The sequence below is a fragment of the Pseudomonas sp. CFII64 genome, from assembly GCF_000416235.1.
GTDB lineage: Bacteria > Pseudomonadota > Gammaproteobacteria > Pseudomonadales > Pseudomonadaceae > Aquipseudomonas.
Window position 1 is genome coordinate 128465 of sequence record NZ_ATLO01000003.1, and the last position, 11673, is coordinate 140137.

At 57.8% G+C, this 11673-nt stretch carries 8 protein-coding genes and 1 pseudogene; 1 reads left to right on the forward strand and 8 read right to left on the reverse strand.

Going from position 1 to position 11673, the window contains the following annotated elements:
* Positions 1 to 38: 38 nt before the first annotated feature.
* The 6 genes from CFII64_RS00550 to CFII64_RS00575 all read right to left on the reverse strand — a co-directional run bounded on the left by CFII64_RS00550 (position 39) and on the right by CFII64_RS00575 (position 6056).
* Positions 39 to 1811 carry an ABC transporter substrate-binding protein gene (locus CFII64_RS00550; protein WP_020288782.1) on the reverse strand — a complete coding sequence of 591 codons (1773 nt, stop codon included), beginning with the start codon at positions 1809 to 1811 and terminating at the stop codon, positions 39 to 41.
* Positions 1812 to 1893: 82 nt separating this feature from the next.
* Positions 1894 to 2166 carry a DUF2160 domain-containing protein gene (locus CFII64_RS00555; protein WP_020288783.1) on the reverse strand — a complete coding sequence of 91 codons (273 nt, stop codon included), beginning with the start codon at positions 2164 to 2166 and terminating at the stop codon, positions 1894 to 1896.
* Between the two features lie 11 nt (positions 2167 to 2177).
* Positions 2178 to 2978: a carbohydrate ABC transporter permease gene (locus tag CFII64_RS00560; protein WP_020288784.1), complete on the reverse strand. Its 801-nt coding sequence runs from the start codon at positions 2976 to 2978 to the stop codon at positions 2178 to 2180.
* Positions 2979 to 2987: 9 nt separating this feature from the next.
* A complete protein-coding gene (locus CFII64_RS00565; RefSeq protein WP_020288785.1) occupies positions 2988 to 3851 on the reverse strand; it encodes a carbohydrate ABC transporter permease in 864 nt (287 codons plus the stop codon).
* Positions 3844 to 4962, reverse strand: a complete 1119-nt coding sequence (locus tag CFII64_RS00570) for an ABC transporter ATP-binding protein (RefSeq protein ID WP_020288786.1) — start codon at positions 4960 to 4962, stop codon at positions 3844 to 3846. The genes CFII64_RS00565 and CFII64_RS00570 overlap by 8 nt, the downstream gene beginning before the upstream one ends.
* Complete coding sequence (locus CFII64_RS00575) at positions 4962 to 6056, reverse strand: ABC transporter ATP-binding protein (RefSeq protein ID WP_020288787.1); 1095 nt, start codon at positions 6054 to 6056, stop codon at positions 4962 to 4964. Before CFII64_RS00575 ends, CFII64_RS00570 begins: the two co-directional genes overlap by 1 nt.
* A gap of 1284 nt (positions 6057 to 7340) precedes the next feature.
* Here CFII64_RS00575 and CFII64_RS30450 point away from each other — a divergent pair.
* Positions 7341 to 8321, forward strand: a pseudogene (locus tag CFII64_RS30450) (sigma-54-dependent Fis family transcriptional regulator); the annotation flags it as partial.
* A gap of 138 nt (positions 8322 to 8459) precedes the next feature.
* Here the strand turns inward: CFII64_RS30450 and cysS are convergent.
* Positions 8460 to 9842, reverse strand: coding sequence for a cysteine--tRNA ligase (cysS, locus tag CFII64_RS29650; RefSeq protein WP_020288789.1), 1383 nt, complete (start codon positions 9840 to 9842; stop codon positions 8460 to 8462).
* Between the two features lie 9 nt (positions 9843 to 9851).
* Positions 9852 to 11546 (reverse strand): glutamine--tRNA ligase/YqeY domain fusion protein, encoded by a 1695-nt coding sequence (locus tag CFII64_RS29655; protein WP_020288790.1) that lies wholly within the window; start codon positions 11544 to 11546, stop codon positions 9852 to 9854.
* Positions 11547 to 11673 lie beyond the last annotated feature (127 nt).

The following is an 11673-nucleotide window of genomic DNA, read 5'->3' on the forward strand; positions in this document are numbered from 1 at the left end:
CACCTTCGCGGTGCCGTTTTTTTGTGCCCGGCAATCAGTTATTTGCGCGCAGCCTCCCAGGTTTTCAGCAGATCGTTGTAGTTGACCGTCTCACCTTTAGGCTTTTCATTAGCCAGTTTGCGCTGCGGAGCGGCCCAGCCGTCCGGCGATGCCTCGCCTTTCTTGTACCAGGCTTCGGCAGTGGTTTCCGGATTCAACTTCGGCGCACAGCCGCTGGCATCCTGAGCTTTTGAGCGCTCCAGACGCATCAGGATTGCGTCCTGATCCTTGGCCAGGCCATCCAGCGCCTGCTGGGCGGTTTTTTCGCCAGTCACGGCTTCTGCCACATGGCTCCACCACAATTGCGCCAGTTTCGGATAGTCAGGCACGTTGGTGCCGGTCGGCGACCATTGCACCCGCGCCGGGCTGCGATAGAACTCCACCAGGCCACCCAGTTTCGGCGCAAGGTCAGTCATGGCTTGCGAGTTGATATCCGACTCACGAATCGGCGTCAGACCGACGATGGTTTTCTTCAGGGACACGGTTTTCGAGGTGACGAACTGCGCGTACAGCCAAGCGGCCATGCGCTGCTTTTCCGGCGTCGACTTGAGGAAAGTCCACGAACCCACGTCCTGATAGCCGAGCTTCATGCCGTCTTTCCAATACGGCCCTTTTGGCGAAGGCGCCATCCGCCATTTCGGGGTGCCATCGGCGTTCATTACCGGCAGGCCTGGTTTGGTCATGTCGGCTGTAAACGCCGTGTACCAGAATATTTGCTGGGCGACGTTACCTTGCGAAGGCACCGGACCGGATTCGGAGAAGGTCATGCCCGCTGCCTGCGGCGGCGCATAGGCCTTGAGCCAGTCGATGTATTTCTGGGTGGCGAACACGGCCGCCGGACCGTTGGTATCGCCACCGCGGGTGATGCTTGAACCCGCAGGATGGCAGCCTTCGACGCGAATGCCCCACTCGTCGACAGGCAAGCCGTTAGGTAAACCCTTGTCGCCGCTGCCGGCCATGGAGAACCAGGCGTCAGTGAAGCGCCAGCCCAGCGACGGGTCTTTTTTGCCATAGTCCATGTGGCCATAAACCCGCTTGCCGTCGATTTCCTTGACGTCTTCGCTGAAGAACTTAGCGATGTCTTCATAGGCGGACCAGTTGACCGGCACGCCTAGCTCGTAGCCATATTTGGCCTTGAATTTTTCGCGCAGATCCGGCCGTTCAAACCAGTCGGCACGGAACCAGTACAGGTTGGCAAACTGCTGATCCGGCAACTGATAGATTTTCTTGTCCGGCGCGGTAGTGAAAGAGATCCCAATGAAATCCTTGATATCCAGCGTAGGAGAAGTAACTTTTTTACCCGCCTCACTTTCCATCAAGTCGGTAATCGATTGCGCCTTGCCGTAGCGGAAATGGGTACCGATCAAGTCAGAATCGTTAACCCAGCCGTCATAGATGTTTTTATCCGACTGCATTTGCGTCTGGATTTTTTCGATAACGTCGCCTTCCTGCACCAGATCATGGGTCAGCTTGATGCCGGTGATCTCGGTAAACGCTTTGGCCAGGGTTTTCGACTCATATTCATGGGTGGTCAGGGTTTCGGAAACGACCTTGATCTCCATGCCACGAAACGGCTCGGCCGCCTTGATGAACCACTCAAGCTCGGACAGTTGCTGTTCCGGGGTCAGAGTAGAAGGCTTGAACTCCGAACCAATCCACTTCTTTGCCGCGTCTTCATAGGCATCAGCCCATGCAGTCACGCTCAATCCACTGAGCGCCAGCATTGAAGCCAGCGTAACGCTATGTCGCAGTTTGTTGTTTTTGTAGAACATAGACACCTCCAGATGATTCGTACGTAGCCATTTCATGAAAACCTGCCGAGCATTGCGCCTTGATAAGCGGCTGCAAGCGCGGCTACCCCCAACGCATCACCACCAAAAGCCAGACCAGAGAGATCAGCGAAGCAACCCAGATGCTCCAGTCCGTGACGCCAATTACCAGCAAATGAAGATAAGCGCTGCCCAGCAAACCGATGAAAAGCCGATCACCGCGACTGGTGGAAATCGGTAAAAAGCCGCGACGCTCGACACAGGGTGAACGCAACTCCCATACCGTCATCCCAGCCAGAATCAAGGCGATGCCGGCGAAGAATGCGGCGGTGGGTACTGTCCAGGCCATCCATTCCATTTTTCGACTCCTCAGACCCGGCCGAGGGCAAAGCCCTTGACCACGTGATTACGAACGAACCAGATCACCAGCATGCCCGGCAGGATAGTCAGTACTCCCGCCGCCGCCAGTACGCCCCAGTCAATCCCCGACGCCGAGACGGTTCGGGTCATGACCGCCGCAATCGGCTTGGCGTTGACGGAGGTCAAGGTGCGCGCCAGCAACAGTTCGACCCACGAAAACATGAAGCAAAAGAACGCCGTCACGCCGATGCCCGAGCCAATCAGCGGGACGAATATCTTCACGAAGAACTTGGGGAAGCTATAACCGTCGATGTAAGCCGTTTCATCGATTTCCTTGGGCACGCCCGACATGAAGCCTTCGAGAATCCACACCGCCAGCGGCACGTTGAACAGGCAATGCGCCAGCGCTACGGCGATGTGCGTGTCAAACAGCCCGATGGACGAGTACAGCTGGAAAAACGGCAGCAGAAACACTGCCGGTGGCGCCATGCGGTTGGTCAGCAGCCAGAAGAACAGGTGCTTGTCGCCGAGGAAACGATAGCGTGAAAAAGCGTAGGCCGCAGGCAGCGCGACACTCAGCGATATCACGGTATTCAGACAAACGTAGTACAGCGAATTGATATAACCGCTGTACCAGCTCTCGTCGGTGAAAATCACCTTGTAATTGGCCAGGGTGAAATCCTGTGGGAACAGCGTAAGGCCGCCGAGAATTTCCGTGTTGGTCTTGAACGACATATTGACCAGCCAGTAGATCGGCACCAGCAGAAACAGCAGGTAAATCCACAACGGCACTATCTTGCGCAGGTTCATGGCCGCTCCTCAGTTCTTTTCGCCGTGGGTCATGGCGGTGTAGAACACCCACGACACCAACAGAATGATCAGGAAATACACCAGCGAGAACGCAGCCGCCGGCCCCAGGTCGAATTGGCCCAAGGCCATGGTGGTCAGTGTCTGGCTGAGGAAGGTTGTGGAGTTACCCGGCCCGCCGCCGGTCAACACGAAGGGTTCGGTGTAAATCATGAAGCTGTCCATGAAGCGCAGCATTACCGCGATCAGCAGCACACTCTTCATTTTCGGCAGCTGGATGTGTCGGAATACGGCCCAGCCAGAGGCCCGATCAATGCGCGCGGCCTGGTAGTAAACGTCCGGGATGGCACGCAGCCCCGAGTAGCACAGCAGCGCCACCAGCGACGTCCAGTGCCAGACATCAATGACCAACACCGTCACCCAGGCATCCGACGCGTTAGCCGCATAGTTGTAGCTGATACCGACCTTGTTCAGCGCGTAGCCCATCAGCCCGATATCGGCACGGCCGAAAATCTGCCAGATGGTGCCGACCACGTTGAACGGGATCAGCAGCGGGATGGTCATGACGATCAGGCACAACGAAGACCAGCGGCCCTTGGTCGGCATGGTCAGCGCGATGGCGATGCCCAGGGGAATTTCGATCAGCAACACGCAGCCCGAATAGATGAACTGGCGCAGCAGCGAATCATGCAGACGAGGATCCTGCAGCACCTGCCTGAACCAGTCAGTACCGACAAAATAGCGATTTGACTGATCGAAGATGTCCTGCAGCGAATAGTTGACCACGGTCATCATAGGAATGATCGCGCTGAATGCCACCAGCAGGAACACTGGCAGCACCAGCCACCAGGCCTTGTTGTTTTGCACCTTACGCATGGGGCACCTCACTTTCGGAGTCGGCCTGGAGCAGATATTCGTCGGCGTACAGCATCAGCCATTGCCCCGGAAAACTGATCCATGCCTGGCCTTGTGGCACCGGCTTGTCTTCCTGCAAGCGCACTTTCAGCGACTGGCCAGCCAGATTCAGGGTCAGGATCTTGTAGGTGCCGAGATCTTCGACGTAGGTCACATCAGCACACATCGCGTCGTCATACGGCCCGTCCCACACATGGACGAATTCCGGACGAATGCCGACTTTAAGGCTGCTCCACTCAGTACCGGCCAACTTGCGCTGCAAGCCTTTGGACAGTGGCAGATGAATGTCACCGAAGCCGACCCCACCGTCTTGCGGGGTGACTTCAATCAGGTTCATTCCAGGACTGCCTATGAAATAGCCGACAAAGGTGTGAGAAGGTTTTTCGAACAACTCGCGCGGCGTGCCGAACTGCACGATCTGTCCGCCATACATCACCGCAATCTTGTCGGCGAAGGTCGAAGCCTCCAGCTGATCGTGGGTGACGTAGACCATGGTGATGTTGAATTGCTCGTGAATCTGCTTGAGCTTGCGCCGCAGCTTCCATTTCAGATGCGGGTCGATAACCGTCAGCGGCTCATCGAAGAGGATTGCCGACACGTCATCACGCACCAGGCCGCGGCCCATGGAGACTTTCTGTTTTTCATCGGCTGAAAGGTTCTTGGCTTTGTTCTTCAATACGGCCTGCAGGTCCAGTACCTCGGCGATTTCCTGGACCTTGGCCTGGATGCGTTTTTCGTCCATGCCTTGATTGCGCAGCGGGAACGCCAGATTGTCGTACACCGTCATGGTGTCGTAGACCACCGGGAACTGGAAAACCTGAGCGATGTTACGCTTCTCGGGAGTGAGGTCGTTGACCACCTTGGAATCAAACATCACCTGACCTTCCGAAGGACTGAGCAGGCCGGAAATAATATTGAGCAAGGTCGATTTGCCACAGCCCGAAGGCCCCAACAACGCGTAGGCACCACCCTGCTCCCAGATATGGCTCATCTCGCGGATCGCGTAGTCGTCCGGCCCCGAAGGTGCGCTGCTGTAACTGTGGGCGAGGTTCTGCAAACGAATTTCAGCCATCAGGCAACCCTCGCCATACGCAAGCCCGGCGCCTGGATCAGGCGGCCTTGCTCGTCGAAGACAAACAGTTTGTGGGTCGGGATATACACCCGAATCGCGGCGTCGACGTCATAGGCGTGCACGCCGGGCAAATGCAGGACCAGCGAGAAGTGCTCGTTGCGCACGTGGAGAAAGGTTTCCGAGCCGCTGATTTCCGCCAGTTCGACGGTAACTGCCAGCTCAAGATCGTCATCGTTGGAGGGCACCAGGCTCAAATGGCTGGGCCGCACGCCAAAACGGAACTGACCATCGCCGACCTTGCGCAGGTCGACATTGAGCGGGAAATGCACGAAGTTGGCGAAGCTGACTTCGTTGCCGTCGATGCGCCCGGGCATCAGGTTGATGGGCGGCTCGGAAAACAATTCAGCGGCCAGCACGGTCTTGGGCTGGTGGTACACCTCAGGCGTCTTGCCGCTCTGCACAATCCGCCCTTCGTGCAGGATCGTCGTGGTGCCGCCCAGCGCCAGGGCTTCATTGGGCTCGGTGGTGGCATAAATGGCGATGGTATGCCGCGCTTCGAACAGTTCGCGCATTTCCTGGCGCAGCTCTTCCCGGAGTTTGTAGTCGAGGTTGACCAAAGGCTCGTCAAACAGGATCAGCTCGGCATCCTTGACCAGCGCCCGGGCCATGGCCGTGCGCTGCTGCTGCCCGCCGGACAACTCCAGCGGGTAACGTTGCAGAAAACGCTCGATGCGCAGCATCTTCGCGGTTTCATGCACCCTGCTGTGAATGACTTCCCTGGATTCCCCGGCCTGACGCAGCGGCGAGGCGATGTTTTCGAACACCGTCATGCTCGGGTAATTGATGAACTGCTGATAGACCATCGACACGTTGCGGTGCCGCACTGCGGTCTGTGTGACATCTTTGCCGTTCATCAGGATTCTTCCGCTGTCGGGCTTGTCCAGCCCCGCCATCAAGCGCATCAGGCTGGTTTTGCCTGACAGGGTGCGGCCCAGCAGTACGTTGAAAGATCCAGGTTCGAAGCTCAAGGATGCGTCGTCGATCCATGTTTGGCCGTCGACAGCGCGGCTGACGTGCTCCAGCGTGAGTGACATGGCGTGCCCTTTATTGTTGGTTCTTATCAGGGGTGTTGCATGCAGTCGAAATCTGCAGCGAAATCTTTTCGAATGTTTGCGTCTATTTCCAGGAGCATTGCGACAAGCGTGCCAAGTGAGCGCCGCCCAAATCGATGCAAGCAAAGCTTTGATCTAGAGCCTTCGCGAGAAATCAGCTTAAGGAACAGGTTTCAGTGCTGAACAAAAATGAACAGCAAACGCTGAACACTTGAACAATTCAAAGGTTGACTTTGAACAATATTGAACAACACTGGAGAAACGCTTCGAGCCAAGGCTCGTGCAGGTCGCATAACAAAAACAATAAAAGTACTCGCAGGATTCCCTCTCATGTCCACACCCAGTGCGTCCCTCGCTCACGACATCATCGTTCAGGATTCATGGGCCCGTTGTCGGGAGTTCGGCCTCAGCCATCAGTCCAGCCCCTCGTTCGGTCAGTTGCCGGGCGCGCAAGTGACTGAGCTGCTGCAACGGCATGACTCGCTGGTGCAGACCACCCATCAGGAAGTGCTGCCGTTCTACGAGAACATCCTCGCCAATTCCAATTGCCTGATTCTGCTGGCCGACAATCAGGGCCAGCTGCTCAAATCCTGGGGCGCACAACGCTTCATCGAACCCTCGCGTACGCAAGGCTTCATGGCTGGCGCCAGCTGGGTTGAGCGCGGCACCGGCACCAATGCCATTGGCACCGCACTGGCCTGTGAACAGGCCGTGCACATCGAACATGACGAGCATTTCCTCAAGGCCAACCGTTTCATGACCGGTTCGGCCGCGCCGATCTTTGATGCTGCCCGGCGCATCATCGGTGTGCTCGATGTGTCCAGCGACAGCTTTCTGCCGCCCTCCCACACGCTGGGCATGGTGAAAATGATGAGCCAGTCGGTGGAGAACCGGCTGATCCTCGACCAGTTTCAGGACACGCATTTCCAGCTGACCTTCAACACCGGACTGAACAACCTGGACAGCCAATGGGCCGGTTTGCTGATCTTTGATGAATCCGGACAAATCGTCAGCGCCAATCGCCGCGCCGATAATCTGCTGGGCGTCAGCCTGTTGCGGGCCAATATCGAAAACCTGTTCAAAACCCCGGTTGCGCGCTTGCTGGACGAGCCCGAGGGGCAGCCTTTTGCGCTGCAGGCGTCAGGGCATAACCGATTCCACGGTTTGCTCAGACGCCCGAAACGCAAACCGATACACCTGCACGCAGTCCCGCCGCCTGTCAAAACCCTGCCGAACGATGTATTGCCGCTGGCAGCCGTGGGCCTGGGCGACGCAAAAGTCGAGAAAGCCGTGCGCCAGGCCGAACGGCTTCTGGAAAAGGACATCCCGCTGCTGATCCACGGCGAAACCGGGGTTGGCAAAGAGGTGTTTGTCAAAGCCCTGCACCACGCCAGTTCACGCGCCGCCCGGCCGCTGATCGCGGTGAATTGCGCGGCGATACCCGCCGAACTGGTGGAGTCCGAACTGTTTGGTTACGAAAAAGGCGCGTTCACCGGCGCCCACCACAAAGGCAGCATCGGCCTGATCCGCAAGGCGGATAAAGGCACACTGTTTCTCGACGAAATAGGCGACATGCCCTTGGCGGTTCAGGCGCGTCTGTTGCGGGTCTTGCAAGAACGTTGCGTGCAGCCGCTGGGCAGCAGCGAGCAGTATCCGGTGGACATTCGGCTGATATCCGCCACTAACCGCAACTTGCGTGAACAAGTGCAAGCGGGGCATTTCCGCCAGGATTTGTATTACCGGATCAGCGGACTGAATCTGGAGTTGCCGCCGCTGCGCCAGCGCACGGACAAAGCCGCACTCATCCACCGGCTCTGGGAACAGCATCGCGACGCCGAACAACACGCGGGGTTCGAATCGAAAGTCCTGGCGTTGTTCGAGGAGCATCCATGGCCCGGCAACCTGCGCCAGCTCAGCAACGTGATTCAGGTCGCGCTGGCCCTTGCCGACGAACAGCCCATAGGCGTTGAGCATTTGCCGGATGATTTTTTTGCCGACCTGGAATGGCCAAACCCCGTTGGAGCGAGGCTTGATCGCGAATCGGCTGTAGAAGCGACCGTAGGAGCGACTTTAGTCGCGAGAGCATCAATTGCCCTCCCGGCTGAAGCCGGTCCTACAGCAAGCCTCGCTTCACCCGATTTGAATGACTTGTTGCAGGCCACTGGCGGCAACATTTCACAGTTGGCAAAACGGCTCGGGGTGAGCCGCAATACGCTGTACAAGCGGTTGCGGGAAAAGGGAGTTTGATGGCAAGTCACCGTTGGCGCGACCATTGGAGCGACCATTGGAGCGACTTTAGTCGCGAGAGCATCAATTGCCCTCCCAGCCAAAGCCGGTCCTACAGCAAGCCTCGCTCCAACGGGATAATCATGGCTCAGCAGCCAATCAATCCGCCAATCGCCAGGTCGTTGCGCCTTTGCCGTCTTCCAGTACCACGCCCATGGCGGTGAGCTGGTCGCGGATGCGGTCGGATTCACCCCAGTTTTTGGCGGCTCGTGCTGCCAGCCGGGCTTCGATCAAGGCCTCGACTTCAGCCGCATCAACCCGACCTTCAGCGCCAGCGCGCAAAAAGTCGTCCGCTTCCAGTTGCAGCACGCCCAGCACGCTGGCCAACGCCTTCAAACGTGCCGCCAAACCGGCCGCAGCGGGCAGATCGGTGTCACGCAGGCGGTTGATCTCGCGCACCATTTCGAACAGCACGGCGCACGCTTCCGGCGTACCGAAATCATCGTTCATCGCCGCCGAGAATCGCTCGACAAATGCCTCGCCACCGACCGGCTCGGAAACCGGCAAGCCACGCAACGCGTGATAGAAACGTTCCAGCGCGCTCTTGGACTCTTTCAGACTGTCTTCGGAGTAGTTGATGGCGCTGCGGTAATGGCTGGAAACCAGCAGATAACGCACCACTTCCGGATGATATTTCTCCAGCACGTCACGAATGGTGAAGAAGTTGTTCAAGGACTTGGACATCTTCTCGCCATTGATGCGAATCATGCCGCAGTGCATCCAGGCATTGGCGTAGGTCTTGCCGGTCGCGGCTTCGCTCTGGGCAATTTCGTTTTCGTGGTGCGGAAACTCAAGATCGCTGCCGCCGCCATGAATATCGAACGTCTCGCCCAGGCAGCAGGTGGACATCACCGAGCATTCAATATGCCAGCCCGGACGCCCGGCGCCCCAAGGCGATTCCCAGCTGGGTTCGCCCGGCTTGACGCCTTTCCAGAGCACGAAATCCAGCGGATCGTCCTTGGATTCATCCACTTCGATACGCGCGCCGATGCGCAGGTCTTCGATTTTCTTGCGCGACAGCTTGCCGTAACCAAGGAACTTGCCAACGCGGTAATACACGTCGCCATTACCCGGTGCGTAAGCGTAACCCTTGTCGATCAAGGTCTGGATCATGGCGTGCATGCCGGCGATATGATCGGTGGCACGCGGCTCCATGTCTGGCGGCAGAATATTCAGCCGCGCCTCGTCTTCATGCATCGCATCGATCATGCGCGCGGTCAGGGCATCGAACGTTTCACCGTTGTCACGGGCACGATTGATGATCTTGTCGTCAATATCGGTGATGTTGCGCACGTACGTCAGGTCATAGCCGCTGAAACGCAGCCAGCGCGTGACGAGGTCGAACGCCACCATGCTGCGGCCATGGCCAAGGTGGCAGTAGTCGTAAACGGTCATCCCGCAGACGTACATGCGCACCTTGTTGCCATCCAGCGGTTTGAAGACTTCTTTGCTCTTGGTGAGCGTGTTGTAAATAGAGAGCACTTGCTTGCCTCAGGTCCAGGAATCCCGCAACGTCACCGTGCGGTTAAAGACTGGTTGACCAGGTTTGGAGTCCTTGATGTCCGCGCAGAAATAACCTTCGCGTTCGAACTGGAAACGGTCTTCCGGTTGTGCGTTTGCCAGAGAAGGTTCGGCACGACAACCGGTGAGCACTTGCAGGGAATCGGGGTTGATGTTGTCCAGGAAGCTGGCGCCGTCTTCGGCTTTTTCCGGGTTCGGGGAGCGGAACAGGCGATCATACAGACGCACTTCGCATTCAAGGCTGGCCGCAGCCGGCACCCAGTGCACAACGCCTTTGACCTTGCGGCCTTCAGGGTTCTTGCCCAGGGTCTCCGGGTCGTACGAGCAACGCAACTCGACGATATTGCCGTCGGCATCCTTGATCGCCTCATCGGCACGGATCACATAGCTGCCGCGCAGACGCACTTCGCCGTTGGGCTCCAGGCGCTTGTAGCCTTTTGGCGGTTCTTCCATGTAATCGTCGCGATCGATGTAGATCTCGCGGGCGAATGGCAACTCGCGCACGCCGAGGTCTTCTTTCGGGTGACGCGGCAATTCCAGCTTCTCGACCTGGCCTTCCGGGTAGTTGGTGATCACGACTTTCAGCGGACGCAGCACGCACATGGCGCGCGGCGCGCTGTGGTCCAGATCGTCGCGGATGCTGAATTCGAGCATGCCGAAGTCAACGACGCCGTCGGAACGGTTGGTGCCGATCATCTCGCAGAAGTTGCGGATCGAAGCGGGCGTGTAGCCGCGACGACGGAAACCCGAAATGGTCGACATGCGCGGGTCATCCCAGCCAGAGACGTGCTGCTCGTCCACCAATTGCTTGAGTTTGCGCTTGCTGGTGACGGTGTAGCTCAGGTTCAGACGCGAAAACTCGTACTGACGCGGATGGCATGGTACTGGCAGATTGTCCAGGAACCAGTCATACAGCGGACGATGGCTTTCGAACTCCAGTGTGCAGATCGAATGCGTGATGCCTTCAATGGCATCGGACTGACCGTGGGTAAAGTCGTAGATCGGGTAAATGCACCACTTGTCACCGGTCTGGTGGTGGTGGGCATGACGAATGCGATACAGGATCGGGTCGCGCAGGTTCATGTTCGGCGAGGCCATGTCGATCCTGGCACGCAGCACGCGCGCGCCGTCCGGGAACTCACCGGCCTTCATGCGGGCGAACAGGTCGAGGTTTTCCTCGACGCTACGCTCCCGGAACGGGCTGTTCTTGCCCGGCTCGGTCAGGGTGCCGCGATATTCGCGGGCCTGCTCGGGGGTCAGATCATCGACGTAGGCCTTGCCCGACTTGATCAGCTCGACTGCCCAGTCGTGCAATTGGTCGAAATATTGCGAGGCATAACGCACTTCCCCGGACCATTCGAAGCCCAGCCACTTGACGTCATTCTGGATGGAATCAATGTATTCCTGATCTTCCTTGGCCGGGTTCGTATCGTCGAAGCGCAGATGCGTTTCGCCGCCGAACTCCTTGGCCAGCCCGAAATTCACGCAAATCGACTTGGCATGGCCGATATGCAGATAGCCGTTGGGCTCAGGCGGAAAGCGCGTGACGATCTTCGTGTGCTTGCCGGCATCCAGGTCAGCCTGGACGATGGGGCGCAGGAAATTGGTCGGGACAGCAGGGCCTGCCTTGGAATTCGCAACGGGGTCTTGAGTGGGCTTGCTCATAGGATCCTTGGACAATACAAGTGCGCGGCCAGGGTAGGCCGACTAAATCAAAGCGCCTATCATAGCCGATGCCGTCAAGAGGCTGACAGCACACTCTGCGAAAACACGCGAGTTAAAAACTCGACCG

Excerpts from the sequence above, each read along its gene's own strand:
- CFII64_RS00550 (WP_020288782.1), bottom strand. The coding sequence starts at position 1,811 with ATGTTCTACAAAAACAACAAACTGCGACATAGCGTTACGCTGGCTTCA.
- CFII64_RS00555 (WP_020288783.1), bottom strand. The coding sequence starts at position 2,166 with ATGGAATGGATGGCCTGGACAGTACCCACCGCCGCATTCTTCGCCGGC.
- CFII64_RS00560 (WP_020288784.1), bottom strand. The coding sequence starts at position 2,978 with ATGAACCTGCGCAAGATAGTGCCGTTGTGGATTTACCTGCTGTTTCTG.
- CFII64_RS00565 (WP_020288785.1), bottom strand. The coding sequence starts at position 3,851 with ATGCGTAAGGTGCAAAACAACAAGGCCTGGTGGCTGGTGCTGCCAGTG.
- CFII64_RS00570 (WP_020288786.1), bottom strand. The coding sequence starts at position 4,962 with ATGGCTGAAATTCGTTTGCAGAACCTCGCCCACAGTTACAGCAGCGCA.
- CFII64_RS00575 (WP_020288787.1), bottom strand. The coding sequence starts at position 6,056 with ATGTCACTCACGCTGGAGCACGTCAGCCGCGCTGTCGACGGCCAAACA.
- CFII64_RS29655 (WP_020288790.1), bottom strand. The coding sequence starts at position 11,546 with ATGAGCAAGCCCACTCAAGACCCCGTTGCGAATTCCAAGGCAGGCCCT.